The organism is Streptomyces sp. NPDC002889 (genome assembly GCF_042888425.1).
GTDB lineage: Bacteria > Actinomycetota > Actinomycetes > Streptomycetales > Streptomycetaceae > Streptomyces.
This window is the reverse complement of sequence record NZ_JBIAPT010000007.1, coordinates 188,182-204,614: the sequence shown is the minus strand read 5'-3', so window position 1 is coordinate 204,614 and position 16,433 is coordinate 188,182. Positions and strand designations below refer to the sequence as shown.

Here is a 16,433-nt window from a genome sequence, read left to right as displayed (position 1 = left end):
CCAGGGTGCAGGACGGCGGTCCAAGCGCACACAAATCTCGGACAAGGCGGTTCAGGGAGCGGCCGTCGATGCGGTCGCGGGCCTGTGGGCGACGGGGATACGACGGGCGACGTTGACGGCACTGTGAGTCAGAGCGATGGCTGTCAGCAGGATTCCGTGTCGCTGTATCCAACTGCCCTCGAACCCGGGGATTCTGCTGCCGCCGATCTCGGGTCCCGGCACGAGCAGCCGCGCGTAGAAGGTGCCCCGGTCCGGGTCGACGGTGACGACGGCCTGGTCGAAGTCGAGCCAGCGGCCGGTCAGCGGGAACCACGCCTTGTAGACGCTCTCCTTTGCGCTGAACACCAGGCGGTCCCAGGACACCTCGGGCCGGCGCACCCGCAGCGCGGACAGCCAGGCCCGCTCCTCGGGGACGGTCACCAGGTCGCGTGTGCCGCTGCTCTTGATCGGCAGATCGGGCTCCGCGTCGATCCCGATCGTCGCGAGATCACCGGCGTACGCCACCGCGGCCGCCCGGTATCCCTCGCAGTGCGTCATGCTGCCGACGACCCCGGCGGGCCACACGGGTGCGCCGCGCTCCCCGGGCAGGATCGGCGCGGGCGGGATCCTCAGCTCCGCGAGGGCCCTGCGGGCACACGCCCGTACGGTGGTGAACTCCCGGCGGCGTTGGGGAACAGCGCGCGACACCAGCCGCTCCTCGGCCGCATACAGACCGGGCCCCTCGGCGTCGTCGTGAAAGGCCTCGGCGACCGCCATGGGCGGGGCGAGCAGCTGCTCGATCATGAGTGTCCTCCGCGTCGTCGCGATATGAGGGTTCGTCAGTGCGTGGTGCCTGCCGGCCCGGCGAGGATCGGCACGGGCCAGCCGGGGATGCGGGGGCGCAGTCGCCATTCGCGCGGGTAGCCCAGGGACACCTCCCGGTGCGGCACTCCGTCGTGATGGATGAGTCGCGGGATGTGGAGGTGGCCGTAGACCACCTCGGCGGCGCGAAAGCGCCGGGGCCAGTCGGCGGTGGCGGTCGTGCCGCACCACTGCGCGAACTCCGGATAACGCAGGATGCGAGTGGGTTCGCGGATCAGCGGAAAGTGGTTGACCAGGACCGTCCGCAGGCCTTCCGGGATCTCGGCGAGGCGAGCCTCGGTGTGGGCGACCCGGGCGGCACACCAGGCTGCGCGGCTCGGATAGGGGTCGGGGTGCAACATGAACTCGTCCGTGCACACCACGCCCGCCCGCTCGGCGAACTCCATGCTCTCGCGCGTGGTGCGGGCACCGGGGGCGTGGAAGGAGTAGTCGTACAGGACGAACAGCGGGGCGACGGCGACCGGGCCGCCCTCGCCTTCCCACACGGCATAGGGGTCCTCGGGGGTGAGCACGCCCAACTCGCGGCACACGCCCACCAGATGGCCGTAACGGTACGCGCCGCGCAGCCGCACCGGATCCTCCGGCGGGGTCCACAGTTCGTGGTTGCCCGGTGCCCACACCACGCGCGCGAAGCGGTCGCTCAGCAGGCCGAGAGCCCATTCCACGTCCGCGACGAACTCCCCGACGTCGCCGGCGACGATCAGCCAGTCGTCGTCGTGGCGGGGCCGCAGCCCTTCGACAATCTTCCGGTTCTCCTCGTAGCGCACATGCAGATCACTGACGGCGAGGAGACTGCCGTGGCGCGTGGCGGTGCCCACCCCGGTTACGGGGCAAGGAGGGCGGACGCGGACGACGGGTCGGTGCCCGCCAGGTCGTCGGCCACTGCCTTGGCGATCGCGGGCAGCTGCCCGTCGAGGTAGAAGTGGCCGCCGGGGAAGACATCGACGGTGGTGGTCGCGGTGGTGAAGTCCCGCCAGGCGGACGCCTGGGCCACGGTCACCACCGGGTCGCTGTCACCGACGTACACGCTGAACGGAATGTCCAGCGGCTCCCCATACCGCCACGCGTACGTCCCGATCGCCCGGTAGTCGGCACGCAGTGCGGGCATGACCATGTCCCGCAGCTCCGGGTCGTCCAAAACGGCCGGCGTGGTCCCGCCGAGCCGGCGCACCGCCGCCAGCACGTCGGCGTCCGTGGACATCCGGTCGTGCCGACCGGGTTCGAGGGTCGGGGCTCCCCTGCCGGACAGGAACAGTCCTGTGGGTCCAGCGGCGTGACGGTCCCTCAGTCGACGTGTGGTCTCATAGGCGAGGAGGGCGCCCATGCTGTGCCCGAAGAAGGCGTACGTGCCCTGCAGTTCGCCGTGCACCTCCGCGGCGAGGGCATCGGCGAGCTCCCCGATGTCGGCGATCGGCTGCTCCCGCCTGCGGTCCTGGCGGCCGGGATACTGCACGGCAAGGACGTCGACGTCGGGCGCGAGCGCGCGGGACAGCGGCACATAGGTGCTGGCCGCGCCGCCCGCGTGGGGAAAGCACACCAGCGTGGCCCGGCTCGCGGACGCGGAGCTCCCGTCGGGAGAAGCGAATCTGCGAAGCCACTCGCTGCCCATGCCAAGTCCCCGTTTCCGTCGCTCACTGTCGCCCTCCGTCGGGGCTGAACCGCACCCATGATCCGGTTCGATGCTCAACGCGTGTGCAAACGCCGCACAAAGCCGCTGCTCCGACGGGGGACGAGGGTCATGCCGAGCCCGTCGCGACGGCCATGCCGCCCTACCTTCTTGAGTGCGTCCTGTGAGTTCGCGACGCCGGGACTGCGCGGGTGGGCAGGGATGGCTTTCATGCCGACTGCCCTCGATGGGTCAGGACGTTGATCCCCCTGCCCCGCCACTTCTTGCGGATTGTTGGTCAGGCACTGCGAACGATCGCTTGGCAGGGCGAGGACAGGCGGAAGGAGTCGCGCCGCACACCGCACAGTGAGGGGAACGCCATCGTGGCCGGCCGCGCCGGATTCGACATCGCCAAGGACTTCCACCGGCTAGCGGTCACCGACGACCGCGGCCGTCCTCTGATCAGCCACCGCGTCGACAACCACCCCGAGGCCATCACCGAAGCCATCGGCGAGCTGCGCGCCGTCAAGGCCGAACACGGCCCGGTCACCGTCGGAGTGGACCTCCTCGGAGGCATCGCCGACTTGCTCAGTGCCATGCTGACCGAGGGCGTGCACTGCCCGCACGTGCCCGGTCTGGCGGTCAACCGCGCTCGCCGGGCAACCCGTGGCGGAGAGAACAGTCCGACCCGCGCGATGCCGAGGTCATCGCTGCGCAGGTCATGCTCCGCGACGATCTGCGCACCGTCGAGCTCCCCGGGGAAACGGCCGTCGAACTGCGGCTTGCCCGACTTCAGCAGTAGGCAGCGTCCCCGCAGGTCTTCGCAATGTCCCAGCACTCGGACCACACTTCACCCGTGGCCCATATCTCCGCCGCGCTCCCCTCGGGGCTCAAGCGCTCCCGTGCCGCCTTGGTCGACAACTGGGGCAGCATCAGTCGCCAGAAGCGCGTGACGGCGCGCCGTGCCTCCCACTCGACACCTGTACGGTTCAGGGCGTCGAAGCCGGCACATACAGCCGCGATGGTGAACACGGCGTCCTCGATCGCCACACTGGGTTCGAGACTGCCCTGGTCCCTGGCCACGGTGAGCATCAGCTGGACCCAGTCCTGCCAGTGCTCCCACAGGTTGACATCGCTGTGCCAGGTCCTGTCGCCGCCGAGGCCGAATCCCGCGCGCAGCACCGGGTCGTCGCGAAGGGTGCGGGCGAGCGTGTGCGAGGTGTCGATGAGGAGTTGCAGTGGGGCGGGGTGGCGCAGCGGCACCTGTCCGGTGACGTGCAACAGGACCTGTGCCGCGACCAGTTCGACCGCTTCCCCGAGCGCCTTCTTGTTCTTGAAGTGGAAGTGCAGCGCTCCGTTGCTCACCCCGGCCCGTGAACTGATCGTGGCGATGGATGCTTCCCCGTATCCGACGCGGTCGAATGCCTCGGCGGCTGAGCGGATCAGTTCCTGGCGAGTGCGAAGGGCACGGTGCTGCCTGGCCATGTGGCGCTCCGATGGGGGTCGTGATCAGTTTCTGGGCACGAGAACATGCCACAAAGCAATCGCGGGTAACCAGCGGGTAAGTTTTGTCGACGAAAGACCTGACCGGATCATGACCGTCTGCGTCCCGGCAACCCGTGCCCCGTGGGGTGGTTCGTTTCCCGGCCGGGTCCGGAACGCGCTCTTGAGCAGCTACGTGCACCATACAACTGTGCTCGTCTCGTGGACCGGGAGGGCACGGTTCCTGACCCGACAACCTGGCGCGTAATCGCGCCCTCCAGCACCAACAGGTTCGACTGTTTCGGCGCTCCGAGGCCCTATTTCCCGTCGTAGCAACCACCGTGAAGTCGGCGTCAGTTTGGCCGAGGCGCCACGGTGAGCTGATTTCGGGGTTGATTGTCGTGAGAGGCACTGCTGGTGTGGCCGAGGCGTCATACCGGGGTTCGCCACCCTGGAGAGGTCATGGCGTGCACGCAGTCCGGGTGCGCTCTCGCTTCCCGATCTCGTACCGCGAGGTTGAGGCACCCGGTCCGCGAGCGACGAGCCCGCAGGTCGGCGTCGAGGCGACCGACACGGAGGAGTGGACCGACGGGAACGCCGTGCGTCCGCTCCGCACCGCCTGCCCGTCACACTCACCGGCCCAAGGCGGGTGTGTGGCCCGCAAGGCGCCACACCGGTGTCACGGTGCCTTCCGGTACGAGGGACCGCGCCACCCGCTCGCTGGCGAGCCGGGGCAGCAGCAGCCGCCAGAAACGGTTGACGCCCTGCCGTGAGCACCACTCGGCGTCCCGCCGGGCCCGCACCTCGAAGCCGGCCACGACCGCGGTGATGGCGTACACGGCGTCCTCGACGCCCACTTCCGGTGCCAGGCTGCCCTGGTCCCTGGCCACGGTGAGCATCATGTGCACCCAGTCCTGCCACTGCTCCCACAGGTCTCCGTCGCTCTGCCAGGTCGCGTCGGTGCCGAGGCGGAACCCGGCGCGCAGCACCGGGTCGTCCAGGAGGCACCGGGCGAGCGAGTGGGAGGTGTCGACCAGGTGCTGCAGCGGCGCGGGGTGGCGCAGCGGGATGCGCCCCGTGATGTGCAACAGGCTCTGTGCGGCGGCCAGTTCGACAGCGTTGCCCAGCGCCCGTTTGTTGCCGAAGTGGAAGTGCACGGCACCGGTGCTCATACCGGCCCTGGAACTGATCGCGTTGATCGAGGAATCGGCGAAGCCGACGTGGTCGAAGACCTCGGCGGCTGAGCGGATCAGCTCCTGGCGGGTGCGAAGGGCACGGTGCTGCTTGGCCATGTGGCGCTCCGATAGGGGACGGCGAGCGACGAGACGGGCGCACGAGAACCCGCCACAGCGCGGACGGAGGGGAAGGATGGCCGTTCGGTCACGTCAGACCTGGCCGGTACGGCGCCATATCTGCCGGTCACGGGCCGGTCGCGGTACGGGGTCACCGACCGTCAGGGCTGTGCCGGACTGCGGCTACCGAGCGGTTTCGTATGCCGGGCACTGTACGCACCCCGGCGGCGTGAACTGCCCGCCGTGCACGGACGTTGGCGCGTTATCGTGCCCCATGCTCGCCATACGATTCGACCGCTTCGGCGGTCCAGAGGTCCTCGCTCCCGTGGAGATTCCGGCGCCCGAGCCGGGCCCGGACCAGGTGCTGATCACCGTCGAGGCAGCCGGGGTCAACTTCGCGGACACCCACCAGACCGACGGTTCCTATCTGAGTGCGGACCGGCTGCCGTACGTGCCGGGCAGTGAGGTCGTGGGCCGCACCGCCGATGGCCGACGGGTGCTCGCCAGGGTCTCCGGCGGGTACGCGGAGCAGGTCGTGGCCGACGCGTCCGGTGTGGTGGAGATCCCGGACGAGCTCGGGGCGGGCCAGGCGCTGGCCCTGTTGATGCAGGGCCTGACGGCCTGGCACCTGCTGCGTTCGGCGGCCCGCCTGAACCCCGGCGAGACCGTGGTGGTGCACTCGGCGGCGGGCGGGGTGGGCAGCCTCGCGGTGCAGCTGGCCAAGGAGTTCGGCGCGGGGCGCGTGCTCGCCCAGGCCTCGTCCCCGGCGAAGGAGCAACTGGCCCTGGACCTGGGGGCGGACGACATCGCCGCGTACCCCCTGGACGGCAAGGCCGACGTGGTGCTCGACGCGGTGGGCGGCGCGCTCTTCGACCAGGCGCTGGAGTCCCTGGCGTCGTTCGGCCGCCTCGTGAGCTACGGCAATGCCGCCCGCACCGGGTTCACCCCCGTCGACCCGGCGCGGCTCGGCAGGCTCAACGCCTCCGTCGTCGGATTCTGGCTGCGTCCCACGCTGGCCTCGCCCGGCGCGTTCGAGCAGCCGCTCAAGGAGCTGTTCGACCTGACGCTGCGGGGCAGACTCCGGCCGTTCGTCAACGACCCCTACCCGCTGGCTGAGGCCCGGCGCGCGCACGAGGACCTGTGGGCGCGGCGCACGGTCGGCAAGGTGGTGCTGCGTCCGTGAGCCCGTCCCGGCCCCGGCCCGGACGGTCGGGAACGCCGCCGCCCGCCGCTCAAACCCTGGTCAAAGCGGTCCGCGGGACATGACACACTCCGCACCGGCCAATTGAGGGCGTCGTCGGCCACGGCTCATGATCATGCGTGGCTGGGTCGGCGTCCATTCCCCCGTCTGCCGACCCGGCTGCGAACTCCCCGCGTACGGAGAGTGGTTGCAGTGCACCGCCACCTCTCGCACCCGGTTGGACCGGTCGGAGGACCAGTCGCGGGGATTGGTCGGTGTGTGCCGTGTCGTCAGGCGGCGGCGAGGACGAACCGGTCGGTCGACCGCCAGGCGGAGACCACGGAGAGGGCATGGTCCGCATGGCCACCGATCAGGTGACGGCGTCGGTGTGCGCACGGCACAGGGCGCCCGAGCCGTTGGAGCTGCACACCGTTGCGTTTACGTCCGTGAGCGGTTGGCAAGTCCGTGTCCGAAGAACGTGACGCTGGTGCGGACGGTGCAGTTCTGGCTGGTCGTGGGGTGCTGTCCGGCGTTCGGTCCGTACTTGCAGGTGGGGTTCCTGCGGGTGTGGGCCTTGGCGCGGTTTCGGTGGCGTGCGGGGTGAAGGACGTCGAGGATGGCCCGGCCGATGATTCCGACGAGCTCGACGGGGCCCACCGGGGGCAGGATTCCGGTCGGGGTAGTGACGGTGCCGGCGGCGGTGCTCTGCAGGACGGTCAAGCCGATGCGGTCCATCCAGCCCGGGCCGGGTGCAGGCGGTGTGGGCGGCGGCGCGGATCAGGGCCTGGTAGGTGGTAACAAGGGCCAAACCTCCTGGTCGAGGCCCTGGACGCTGCGGGAGCGCAGGACACGGCCATCCAGCATCGTCGCCTTGATCGAAAAATACGTCTTCCCCGAGTGCCACCGCTCACGGTGAAGATCAACAAGTACGGGGGCCGGGTGGGCGGCCTGATCGAGAAGGCTGGTGAGCAGGCGCCGCTGCTTGGTGCGGACCGTGCCGTCGGCCATCGTGACGATCACGGACGCCTCGATGAGCCGCTGGCGTGCGCACGGAGTGATCGCGGAGTTCCACGACCGGCTGCGCAACAGGCTCCGGGAGCTCGAGGGCCGGGAGGTGGAGGCGAGCGCGGGCGTCATCAACGCGCAGCCGGAGCGGGCCGCCGCATCCGTGCCGGCTGCCTCACGCGGGTGCGAGCGCTTTCGTTGCCTTCGTCTGCCCACCGCGCCGAGGCGGCCCGCCTCGTCGCAGGTCAGCGGCTCGACCCCACTCCCGAGCAGTCGTAGTGCCTTATGGGGGCGCACCCGCGCAACACGATCCGCTAGGCTGTCAGCGGTCAGTCGGCTACTAGGTGTGTGCCGGGGAAGGTGTCCACCAGGACATCCCACCCAATCACGCGTGTGTCAGCTGACCAGGGCGTTTGGCTCACCGTGACAGGGATCCCTACTGAGGGTTTCCGGCACGGTTTCCGTCAAGCCCCTGCCTTCGTAGCTCAGGGGATAGAGCACCGCTCTCCTAAAGCGGGTGTCGCAGGTTCGAATCCTGCCGGGGGCACCAGGCAAAAGGCCCCGGACCGATCAAGGTCCGGGGCCTTTGACATCAGCTTTTGACATCAACGGGGGCAGTCACTCCGGCCGGGCCGCCTCTTGAGCAGCCGGTCCATATGGCTGATCGCCTCGCGCTGCGTGTCCTGGACGACGTGCGTGTAGACGTCCATCGTGATGCTGATCTGGCTGTGCCCGAGGATCTCCATCACGACGCGGGGAGCGACCCCCGCCGCGGTGAGCAGGGTCGCGCAGCCGTGGCGGGCATCGTGCAGCCGGATCACGCGAAGGCCGGCGGACTCGGCGACGCGGGTGAAGGAGCGGTACACGTTGCGCGGCTCGACCGGGCGCCCGGTGCGAGTGGCGAAGACGTACCCGCCCTCGTCCCACGACTCCCCCGCACGTTGCTTGGCGGCGGCCTGCCGCATTCGATGCCAGCGAAGCGGGGCGATGCACATCGCCGGGAGAGGCACGGCCCGGCGACGGCGGCCTTTGGGGTCGTCGTTGTAGAGGACACCGCGTCGTCGCTGCGTCTGCTGGCGGACGTAGAGCACGCGCTTGTCCAGGTCGACGTCGACCCAGCGAAGACCGACGATCTCGCCCCGGCGCAGGCCCATGGCGATCGCGAGGACGAAGGCCGCGTACAGCGGGTCCTTCCGAGCAGCGGTGAGGAAGTCCAACGTCTCGTCGAGCGACCACGGGCTCAGCTCCCGGGACTTTGCCCGAGGCGGCTCGACGAGGCTTGCGACGTTCCGAGCCACGAGTTCCTCGCGGCAGGCAGCGGTCAGGGCCGTGCGCAGGACCCGATGCGATTCCTTGGCGGTGGCCGCGGTCGTCCTGCTCTCCAGCTGGACGAGGAAGCGGCGGACGTCGGCAGTGCCCAGAGATTCGAGCCGCTTGGAGCCGATCATGGGCACGAGGTACAACCGGGCGTGAGCTTCGTACTTGTCGTACGTGCTGAGCTTGCGACGAGGCTTGATCACGTTGTCCAGCCAGTAGGGCAGCCACTCGGAGAGCCTGGCCGAGCGGGTGGGCACGGGCACGCCCTGGTCCACTTTGTCGAGCAGCTCGCGGCGCTTGGCGTCGCACTCGGCCCAGGTCTTGCCGTAGGCGAACTTGCGGGCGCGGGTGCCGTCGGGCTGCAGGACGTAGACCGCAGCTTGATAGCGCCCGTCCTTGCGCTTGGTGATCGTGCCCGCGCCATTGGGGTTGCGTTTGCGCTGGGAGGCCATCAGGCAGCCTCCTCGATCCGATCGCGGATGTAGTCCTGCAGCGCGTGTTCGGGGATCCGGCGGGTGCGACCTTCGGTGATGGAAACGAGGCGCTTCGAGCGGATGAGGTCATAGACCTTCGAGCGTCCGAACTTGAGCCGTGCCATGACCTCGGGCACGGTCAGCAGTTGGTCGGTGACGGTGGTCATGCTGCGGCTCCTTCCCGTTCGGTGGTGTCGGGTGTGAGGGAGGCGGCGAGCCATTCCTCGCCGCGGGTGAGTCCGGTTCCGGCGAAGGCCCAGTGCGCGAGGACGAGGGTGGTGTCGTCGCTGTCCGGTTCGGCCGGCCCGGGGTGTTGGTCCCCGGCTGCGATGGCGGCTTGGAGGCGGCGCCATTCGGCGCGGGCGGCGCGGAGTGCGCCGAGGGTGGTGGAGTAGCGGCGGGTTTTGGTGGAGAAGTGGCCGCGGAAGCCAAGCATGTGGGCCCACGCCCGCAGGCGGAGGTCTTTGAGGTCTTTGCGGGCGCCGAGGGTCCAGGCGGTGCGGATGAGGCGGCGGGCGTGTTCGGGGATGGACTTGCGGCCGAGTTCGGCGAGGAACTTGATGGGGCGATCGAGGGTGCCGGTCGCTGTCTCTGCTCCTTTGGTGGCGTACTTGGCGATGTAGGCGGCGACTGCGCGTTCGGTGAGTTCGGCGCCGCCGTCGAAGTCGGCCGAGCGGATGGGGCGGATGTCGAGCTGGGTGCCGAAGGCGAACGTGTGCACGCGCCGGTCGAGGACCGGGCCGGGCACCTCGGTGGCCTTGACCGCTTCGCGGATGGCGTCGGCAAGGAGTTCGGCGGTGGCCCAGTCGGGGGGCGGCATTTCGCCACCGGTGGGGCCGTCGAGGCGGATCACGGCATGGAAGTGGATCGCGCCGCGGGCCTGGTATTCGGCGACCTTGGCGAAGGAGACGCGGGCGTACTGGGAGAAGGCCCGTTGGGTGAGGCCTGCGCGCTTGGCGACTTCACGGCGCAGGTAGATGGAGAAGCGGGCCCAGATCTTGGAGGCGTGTGCGTTCCACAGCACGGCCGCTTCGTAGTCGTAGGTGTCGGGGTTGAGGGGGCTGCCCAACTCAGCTGCGTCCTTGGGATGTTTGGTGCCGCAGCGGCAGCGCAGGACGGTTCCCTTCTGGGTGGTGGGGCGGTTGTGGACGGGGCCGAAGCTGGGGGCGGTGAAGGTGGCGAACACCCGCGGGTGGGCGGCCACTGCTTCGGGGGTGCCTTTGCCGCCGCGGAGCCCGGCGGTGATGAGTTGGTAGGTGTCGCGGCGGTAGGTCTCCGCGCAGGCCGGGCAGCGGGTGGTGCGGCGGTTGTTGCATCGGACCAGGAGGTTTCCGGCGGGCAGGTCGGCGGAGTCCAGGTGGTGCACGACCGGGCCGATCTCTCCGGTGGTGGTGTTCAGGGTGTGCTCGGTGCGATAGCCGTCGAGGCGGATCGGAGTCGTGCAGCCGCCCAGGCCCCGCAGCTGTCGCATGAGGGCGGGCATGGTGCCAAGCGAGGCGAGGAAGGCCAGATCTCGTACGGGGGGCGGCACGATCGCGCTTGTGGTCAAGGCAGAGTCCTCCTCTCAGAGGGCGTTGGGAATGCCGGGGCACCGGCCACGGGTGGCGGGGTGCCCCGGCGGGGGTTCAGCGGTGGGGGCAGGTGTTGCGGTGGTCGATCCACACGGCGACGAGGTCTCGGACGTTGTCGTCGCCGTGTGCACGGCCCGTGGCACCGCAGCAGCAGGCGTAGGAGCCGGAGGCGCGGAAGTCACGGGCCGGTTTGGCGATGTGCACGCCGGGCCAGCCGGGAGTGGGCGCAAGGTCGGTCCCGGCGGCCGGGGACACGGGAGGGTGGGTCACAGCCAGCGCCGCTTCTTCGGGGTGCTGGCCGAATTGCTGGACGGGCCGGACAGATCGCCCGAGGGGCGCCCAGGCGAGCCCTTGCGTCCCATCCGGGGCGGCTGCTCCTTGCGGGAGGCGTCGTGACGCTGGTGGGCGACTGCGATCTTCTTTGCCTCGTCGTACGCGGAGTCCAACGGATCGGACAGGATGCGGTCGAAGGGGATCCGGATCCTCACGCCGTCACCTCCGAACCCGCGGCGGTGAGCAGCTGGCGCAGGGGCGGGACGGTGCCGGTGCCGTGGCAGGTGCGGCAGTGGGCGGTGACAGTGCGGCGGTGGCCGTTGCGGTCACGGCCGCCGAGGGTGACGGCGGCGGATGCGAAGCCGTCGCAGCTGGGGCACACGCGGGCCGGGGCATGGCTGTGCTGGGGCATGATGGCTGTTCCTTCCGGTTGTGAGATCGGGTGGGGCGCGGCGTCCGGGCGGCGGAAACCTGGCAGTGGAGGCCGCCCGGGGGCCGGTCAGCGGCGGCGGTTGCGGCGGGTGGAGTAGGCCGGCGGGATGTCGGTGTAGTTCTTGCGGCCCTGCTCGAAGGAGGCGCGGTCGGCGTCGGTCGGCGGGTTCTTGCCGAGCTCTCGGGTGATGCGGTTCAGGGCCTTGCGATCGCGGTGGCGCTGGGCGATCGCGTACTCGCGGCCGAGTTCGGCCATCGCGGGGTTGGCGGGCTGGCTGTTGTTGCTCTTGCGGTTGAACAGGCCCATGACGGGGTTCCTTTCAGCGCTTGGTGTGGTGGTTGAGCAGGGAGCGGAGGACGACGGCGCAGACCGCTGTCGAGGTGGCGGTGACGGCGACCGCGAGGAGCATCGAGACCAGGACGGCGCCGACGACCAGGACCACGGCGGTGCCGCCACCGATCAAGGCGAGAAGGGCGCCGGGGGTGAGCTGGACCGCGGGCCGCGGCGTCGCCGTTGGGGCGACGGGGGCCGGAGCCGGGGTGTGCTGGACGACAGCAGTTGGCTCGACGGCGGGCGGGGTGCCGATGCCGGTCGGCGTGGGCATGGTGGGGACCTTGGGACGGAACATCGGGTGATCTCCTTTCTGTGGCGTGCTACTTGACGGCGGTGTCGATGACGGGGGCGAGCAGGCTGTCGGCGATGAGGTAGCCGCCGATCAGGAGCACGGCGACGAGCCACCAGGGCGGGCGGATGAGCTTGATGCCGAGCCAGCCGACGACGATCAGGGCGAGCCAGAGCGGGACGTCCATGACGGGTCTCCGTTCAGTCGGCGGGGCGGCAGCGGTGGGTGCGGGCGGCGAGCTGGGCGGCGGACTGGCTGGAGTAGTCGGCGGACCAGCCGCAGCCGTCGTTGGAGCACACGGCGGCGTGCTTGGTACGGCCGTGCCGGTCGCGGTGGGCGCCGATCTGCACCGGGCCGATCCGCATCACGGAGTGGAAGAAGTCGCGGGCGGGCATGACATGTTGTCCCTTCGAGTCAGGTGAGCGAGGCGGCGTACTTTTCGACGGCGGCGGCATAGGCGGTGGCGGCGGCCAGGAGCTCCCGCGCGAACGTGAGCTGTTCGGCCGGGGCGAGGCAGTCACGGGCGTAGAGCGTCAGCGAGGCGTGCTGGTCCTGTATGGCGAGGATCGGGGTGCGCTCCGTGCCGTAGTCGTGGCACAGGACGAACGGCTTCTCGGTCAGGTGGAAGCTGACCGAAGCGGCGATGGTGTGAGCCATGAGGAACCTCCGTTAGACGAGTTGGGCGGCGATTTGCTCGGCCATCGGGCCGGGCAGGCCGAGGCGGTCGCGCAGGGTGTCGGCATCGATCGGGGAGCCGGTTGCCGAGCGGTGGGCGTCGGCGACCTTGCGGGCGTGGTCCACCAGCGCGGGCGGCACATCCGCGGGCGGCGGTGGGGGCAGGGTGGGGGCAGGTTCCGCAGCCTCGACCGCAGCGGGCTCGGGCTCGGGCTCGGGTTCGGGCGCCGATGCGGCCGGCACTGTGACCGGCTCGGCCAGGGGCACCGGTTCGGTGGTGGGGGTGTGGACGAGGAGGGTGCCGCCGAGGAAGGCGAGGGCAGGCCATCCGGCGACGAGGATGCGCAGCCAGGCGGGCACGTGGGTCAGGTCGAGGAGTCCGGCGGTGGCGATGTTCGCGCCGAGGGAGGCGGTCAGGGCGACGGTGAACCAGAACCAGGCGGCGCGGACAGGTTCGCCGGTCGGGCGCAGGGTCCTCAGCCGTCGCCAGGCGGCGACCATGAGCAGGTCGACGCTGACGGGGTAGGCCCAGGCTTTCCAGCCGTCCTGTCCGGCAGCGGCAGCGAGGTCATGGAGGTGGGCGAAGGACAGGGCTCCCGCGATGACCGCCTGGACGAGCACGGCGTCCAAGCGGACCGCGAGCTTGGGGGTGGCCATGGTCACCGCTCCTGGCCGGGGTAGTCCGGGCCGTCGGTAGGGTCGTAACCCGGCGGCAGGATTCCGGGCGGCAGCGAGGCGGCCAGGGCGGGGCCGATAGCGGTGACGAACTCGGTGTCGGCGCCGGGGGTGTGGGCGTACAGGGCCAGTCCGCAGAGCAGGGACACAGTGAGGTCGAAGTCCTCGCGATCGGCCATGGGATTACTCCTGTTTCCGGCATGGGACGGGTAGGGACCTGGCACGAATGCGGTCGTGCCGACCGGGGTGCAGGGGTGGGTTACGCGGGAGCGGGCTCGGTGACCGGGGCCGGGACGTCGAAGGCGTCCAGGCCGGGCAGGACCGGGCGGAAGGGCTCCAGGCCCTCCAGTACCGGGGTGCGGTGCGCGTGCGTGTTGCAGGCGGTCACGGCCTGGCGCATCGAGGTGTGCGGGGTGCGGATGCGGACCCAGCCGCCCGTGGAATCACCGGCCACGGCCATGCCGGGGCGTTCGACGGGGATCTGTGTGGTGGCCAGCACCGCGTCGGGGGAGATGTCGGCGAACGCCATCTTGGCGGAGGCTTCATCGTTGACCCGGTGCGAGACGCGGCCGGTCAGCTGGGCACGGAGCATGGTGATCCCGTCCCCGAGTTCGGCGCCGAAGCGCTGCCCGCAGATCTCCACGTAGATCCCGGCGGCGCGGCCGAGCTGGACCAGGCGGACCAGGGCGGTGATGATCCGCTCCCGGCGCTTCTTCTCCGCCGCGTTGGATAACAGGGCGAGTTCGGCGACCTCGTCGACCAGGAGCACGACCGGGACCGGGCGCAGGTGCTCGGGCAGGCCCCAGATGTCGGCGGTGATCTCCGCATCCGGCGTATCGGCGCTGATGCGCTGCTCGCGCCGGATGACCTGGTAGGTGTCGGCCATGCGCTTAACGAGTGCTTCCAGCAGGCCGGCGGCATCGTCCGGGTTGTCGGCCAACGCGGAGAAGCGGCGGGCCAGCGGGAACAGCTCCACTCCTTCCTTGCAGTCGATGCCGACCAGGGCGACATGCAGGGGTGCGAGCTCTTTGACCAGGTGGCGTTGGAAGACCGACTTCCCGGACTTGGTCGCCCCGAGGTTCAGCGAGTGCGGCACCTCCTGGTAGTCGCGGTAGTGGACCTCTCCGTCCTCCCGCAGGGCGACCGGTATCCGCAGGCCCTCCCGCTCGGCCTTTGCGGGCATCTGCACGCGCTTGAGCACGTCGTAGCCGGTCATCCGCAGCTCGATGACACCGGACTTGATCTCACGGGAGGCGATGCCGTGCATGGAGAACGAGTGCCGCAGCCGGTCGGTGGAGGCCGCGAAGTCGAAGGCGTCCTGACCGGGCCGCAGCTTCAGCCGCAGCACCAGCCCGGTACGCGTCGGCCGCATCCGCACAATCCGCGGACACCGAGAGTCGGGCGCCGGGCGGTTGGCCATGCGGGCCAGGGCGAGGCGCAGCCGGGACGGCGGAACAGTCAGCCCGCACGCGTCCATGACCGACGCGTACCGGACGACCACCCGGCCCATCGCGAGGACAACACCGAAGGTCAGCCAGTACCACGCCGGGCGCAGCCGCCGCAGCACCAGAGCTGCGGCGACGACGACCAGGGCTAAGACGAGAAACGAGTTCGTCGACATGCCGCTCAGCCCTTGCCGGACGGGGCGACCAGCGCGACCGCCCGGAAGGCGATGCCGAAGCGCTTCTCACCGTTGAACGTGTTCTCCCAGTCGCGCGCCTTGAGGCCGACGACCTTGACCGGCATGCCGAGCGTGAGCCCCGCCGGAACGCCGGTTTCCGGGACCGAGACGGTGTAGAGGTTCGCCTCGCCCTCATCCGCGATGGTCAGGCCGACCGTCATCATCTTCGCGCCGGTCTCGCGGTCGACGGCGACCTCTTCCGTCTGCTTGTTGATGACCTTCAGCTTGGGCTCGACCGCGACGAACACGATGGCGGTCGAAGTGTCGATCTTGAAGCTGGACATGAAGCGATCTCCTACCGGTAAGGGGGGGTTACCATTCGAGGCGCCCCTCGGCGACTGCTAAGGGGGGGTTAACACAAAGGTGCACCTGCCTGGCGCCAGTGTCAAGCCCCCCTTATCATCGGGATGTGAAGCCATCCGCCCTGCGACAGATCGGAGGCGTCGGGCAATGATCAATGAAGTCCGACGCGTAGCAGCCATCAAGGACCACGGCTTGCGAGTCAAAGCCGCGGTTGAGCTGATGGAGGAGCTGCAAGCCGCCGTCGTGGAGACGTCCCGGATGCGCAAGGAAAGCATCGCGTGGCTGCGTCAGAACGGCCTGTCGATGGCTGACGTAGCCAAGCTCATGGGAGTCAGCCGCGCCCGCGTTGCCCAACTCAAGGACGCCGGCCCGCCGACCGAGCGTGCGTTTCTGGGCCTCGACCGCGTGCAGGTTGCTGTCCCGCAGCGACCCGGTGAACGCGAGTATGTCGCCCTGGAGGACAGCGCCACGGGACAGCAGCTGATCAATTTGGCGCACCGGTTGCAGCTTGAGGGCGAGCTTGAATACATCCCCACGTCCGGGGACATTGACCTTAACCGCGAGGGGCTCGTCGTCGTCTGCGGACCGAAGACGTCGCCGATCACCGCCGCAGCCTTGGAGGCCGACCCCCGGCTGTCGTTCGAGACGCTGGATGACGGCAGGTGGGCGCTGATCGACCGCGAGAGTCAGCAGGTCTACACGTCCCCGAACGACGAGCCGAGCGATCCGGAGTGCGGGGACGTTGCCTATCTCGGTCGACTGCCGCGGCCGGACGGTGAGGGCACTTTCCTGCTGATTGCAGGTGTGCACGCTGTCGGCTCTCTGGGCGTTGCCCACTACCTCTCCGGCCACCTTGCAGAGCTCTACGAGCAGGCCGGTAGCGACCCGTTCTCCATGGTTATCGGCTGTGACTACGAAGCCGGGAGCAAGCGGATCACGGGTGCCCGAGCCGTGACCGACATCCTCCGGCACGAGGCTGCCTGA

General features: G+C 69.8%; 24 protein-coding genes, 1 tRNA gene and 1 pseudogene. 4 read left to right on the top strand and 22 right to left on the bottom strand.

The window, feature by feature from the left end; genetic code table 11:
- Positions 1-51 precede the first annotated feature (51 nt).
- The 3 genes from ACFYWI_RS12950 to ACFYWI_RS12940 are packed head-to-tail and all read right to left on the bottom strand — an operon-like array spanning position 52 to position 2,470.
- The gene (locus ACFYWI_RS12950; protein WP_389229777.1) at positions 52-783 is read right to left on the bottom strand and encodes a 4'-phosphopantetheinyl transferase; all 732 of its coding nucleotides are present in this window, start codon (positions 781-783) and stop codon (positions 52-54) included.
- A 35-nt stretch (positions 784-818) separates the two neighbouring features.
- The gene (locus ACFYWI_RS12945) at positions 819-1,679 is read right to left on the bottom strand and encodes a metallophosphoesterase family protein (RefSeq protein ID WP_389229774.1); all 861 of its coding nucleotides are present in this window, start codon (positions 1,677-1,679) and stop codon (positions 819-821) included.
- Positions 1,680-1,684: 5 nt separating this feature from the next.
- Positions 1,685-2,470, bottom strand: coding sequence for a thioesterase II family protein (locus ACFYWI_RS12940; protein WP_389229771.1), 786 nt, complete (start codon positions 2,468-2,470; stop codon positions 1,685-1,687).
- A 209-nt stretch (positions 2,471-2,679) separates the two neighbouring features.
- Between ACFYWI_RS12940 and ACFYWI_RS12935 the strand changes: the two are divergent.
- Positions 2,680-3,081 (top strand): annotated as a pseudogene (locus ACFYWI_RS12935) (transposase); the annotation flags it as partial.
- A gap of 178 nt (positions 3,082-3,259) precedes the next feature.
- Here the strand turns inward: ACFYWI_RS12935 and ACFYWI_RS12930 are convergent.
- Positions 3,260-3,952, bottom strand: coding sequence for a ScbR family autoregulator-binding transcription factor (locus ACFYWI_RS12930; RefSeq protein WP_389229768.1), 693 nt, complete (start codon positions 3,950-3,952; stop codon positions 3,260-3,262).
- Between the two features lie 629 nt (positions 3,953-4,581).
- Positions 4,582-5,241 carry a ScbR family autoregulator-binding transcription factor gene (locus tag ACFYWI_RS12925; protein WP_389229765.1) on the bottom strand — a complete coding sequence of 220 codons (660 nt, stop codon included), beginning with the start codon at positions 5,239-5,241 and terminating at the stop codon, positions 4,582-4,584.
- A 274-nt stretch (positions 5,242-5,515) separates the two neighbouring features.
- Here ACFYWI_RS12925 and ACFYWI_RS12920 point away from each other — a divergent pair, with 274 nt between their 5' ends.
- Positions 5,516-6,424 (top strand): zinc-binding alcohol dehydrogenase family protein, encoded by a 909-nt coding sequence (locus ACFYWI_RS12920; RefSeq protein ID WP_389229762.1) that lies wholly within the window; start codon positions 5,516-5,518, stop codon positions 6,422-6,424.
- Between the two features lie 435 nt (positions 6,425-6,859).
- Here the strand turns inward: ACFYWI_RS12920 and ACFYWI_RS12915 are convergent, their stop codons facing one another.
- Both ACFYWI_RS12915 and ACFYWI_RS12910 read right to left on the bottom strand, forming a co-directional pair.
- Positions 6,860-7,141: a hypothetical protein gene (locus ACFYWI_RS12915; RefSeq protein WP_389229759.1), complete on the bottom strand. Its 282-nt coding sequence runs from the start codon at positions 7,139-7,141 to the stop codon at positions 6,860-6,862.
- A 57-nt stretch (positions 7,142-7,198) separates the two neighbouring features.
- The gene (locus ACFYWI_RS12910; RefSeq protein WP_389229756.1) at positions 7,199-7,723 is read right to left on the bottom strand and encodes a hypothetical protein; all 525 of its coding nucleotides are present in this window, start codon (positions 7,721-7,723) and stop codon (positions 7,199-7,201) included.
- A 177-nt stretch (positions 7,724-7,900) separates the two neighbouring features.
- Between ACFYWI_RS12910 and ACFYWI_RS12905 the strand changes: the two genes are divergently transcribed.
- Positions 7,901-7,976: transfer RNA gene (locus ACFYWI_RS12905), tRNA-Arg, on the top strand.
- A 55-nt stretch (positions 7,977-8,031) separates the two neighbouring features.
- Here the strand turns inward: ACFYWI_RS12905 and ACFYWI_RS12900 are convergent.
- The 15 genes from ACFYWI_RS12900 to ACFYWI_RS12830 all read right to left on the bottom strand — a co-directional run bounded on the left by ACFYWI_RS12900 (position 8,032) and on the right by ACFYWI_RS12830 (position 15,430).
- Positions 8,032-9,195, bottom strand: a complete 1,164-nt coding sequence (locus ACFYWI_RS12900) for a tyrosine-type recombinase/integrase (protein WP_389229753.1) — start codon at positions 9,193-9,195, stop codon at positions 8,032-8,034.
- Positions 9,195-9,383, bottom strand: a complete 189-nt coding sequence (locus tag ACFYWI_RS12895) for a helix-turn-helix transcriptional regulator (RefSeq protein ID WP_389229750.1) — start codon at positions 9,381-9,383, stop codon at positions 9,195-9,197. The genes ACFYWI_RS12900 and ACFYWI_RS12895 overlap by 1 nt, the downstream gene beginning before the upstream one ends.
- Positions 9,380-10,699 carry a replication initiator gene (locus ACFYWI_RS12890; RefSeq protein ID WP_389230081.1) on the bottom strand — a complete coding sequence of 440 codons (1,320 nt, stop codon included), beginning with the start codon at positions 10,697-10,699 and terminating at the stop codon, positions 9,380-9,382. Before ACFYWI_RS12890 ends, ACFYWI_RS12895 begins: the two co-directional genes overlap by 4 nt.
- Before the next feature lie 142 nt (positions 10,700-10,841).
- Complete coding sequence (locus ACFYWI_RS12885) at positions 10,842-11,057, bottom strand: hypothetical protein (protein WP_389229747.1); 216 nt, start codon at positions 11,055-11,057, stop codon at positions 10,842-10,844.
- Positions 11,054-11,275 (bottom strand): hypothetical protein, encoded by a 222-nt coding sequence (locus ACFYWI_RS12880; RefSeq protein WP_389229744.1) that lies wholly within the window; start codon positions 11,273-11,275, stop codon positions 11,054-11,056. Before ACFYWI_RS12880 ends, ACFYWI_RS12885 begins: the two co-directional genes overlap by 4 nt.
- Positions 11,272-11,472: a hypothetical protein gene (locus ACFYWI_RS12875; RefSeq protein WP_389229741.1), complete on the bottom strand. Its 201-nt coding sequence runs from the start codon at positions 11,470-11,472 to the stop codon at positions 11,272-11,274. Before ACFYWI_RS12875 ends, ACFYWI_RS12880 begins: the two co-directional genes overlap by 4 nt.
- An 87-nt stretch (positions 11,473-11,559) precedes the next feature.
- Positions 11,560-11,799 (bottom strand): hypothetical protein, encoded by a 240-nt coding sequence (locus tag ACFYWI_RS12870; RefSeq protein ID WP_389229738.1) that lies wholly within the window; start codon positions 11,797-11,799, stop codon positions 11,560-11,562.
- 13 nt (positions 11,800-11,812) lie between these two features.
- Positions 11,813-12,121 (bottom strand): SpdD-like protein, encoded by a 309-nt coding sequence (locus ACFYWI_RS12865; RefSeq protein WP_389229735.1) that lies wholly within the window; start codon positions 12,119-12,121, stop codon positions 11,813-11,815.
- Positions 12,122-12,146: 25 nt separating this feature from the next.
- Positions 12,147-12,302: a hypothetical protein gene (locus ACFYWI_RS12860; RefSeq protein WP_389229732.1), complete on the bottom strand. Its 156-nt coding sequence runs from the start codon at positions 12,300-12,302 to the stop codon at positions 12,147-12,149.
- A 13-nt stretch (positions 12,303-12,315) separates the two neighbouring features.
- Entirely contained in the window at positions 12,316-12,510 is a 195-nt protein-coding gene (locus tag ACFYWI_RS12855; protein WP_389229729.1) for a mobile element transfer protein, read from the bottom strand.
- Between the two features lie 19 nt (positions 12,511-12,529).
- Positions 12,530-12,772: a hypothetical protein gene (locus ACFYWI_RS12850; protein ID WP_389229726.1), complete on the bottom strand. Its 243-nt coding sequence runs from the start codon at positions 12,770-12,772 to the stop codon at positions 12,530-12,532.
- A gap of 12 nt (positions 12,773-12,784) precedes the next feature.
- Positions 12,785-13,447 carry a DUF2637 domain-containing protein gene (locus ACFYWI_RS12845; RefSeq protein ID WP_389229723.1) on the bottom strand — a complete coding sequence of 221 codons (663 nt, stop codon included), beginning with the start codon at positions 13,445-13,447 and terminating at the stop codon, positions 12,785-12,787.
- A gap of 2 nt (positions 13,448-13,449) precedes the next feature.
- Positions 13,450-13,644 (bottom strand): hypothetical protein, encoded by a 195-nt coding sequence (locus ACFYWI_RS12840; protein WP_389229720.1) that lies wholly within the window; start codon positions 13,642-13,644, stop codon positions 13,450-13,452.
- An 80-nt stretch (positions 13,645-13,724) separates the two neighbouring features.
- Positions 13,725-15,086 (bottom strand): FtsK/SpoIIIE domain-containing protein, encoded by a 1,362-nt coding sequence (locus ACFYWI_RS12835; RefSeq protein WP_389229717.1) that lies wholly within the window; start codon positions 15,084-15,086, stop codon positions 13,725-13,727.
- A gap of 5 nt (positions 15,087-15,091) precedes the next feature.
- Complete coding sequence (locus ACFYWI_RS12830) at positions 15,092-15,430, bottom strand: hypothetical protein (RefSeq protein ID WP_389229714.1); 339 nt, start codon at positions 15,428-15,430, stop codon at positions 15,092-15,094.
- Between the two features lie 166 nt (positions 15,431-15,596).
- On the opposite strand from ACFYWI_RS12830, the gene ACFYWI_RS12825 reads away from it, so the two are divergent.
- Positions 15,597-16,433: a sigma-70 family RNA polymerase sigma factor gene (locus tag ACFYWI_RS12825; RefSeq protein WP_389229711.1), complete on the top strand. Its 837-nt coding sequence runs from the start codon at positions 15,597-15,599 to the stop codon at positions 16,431-16,433.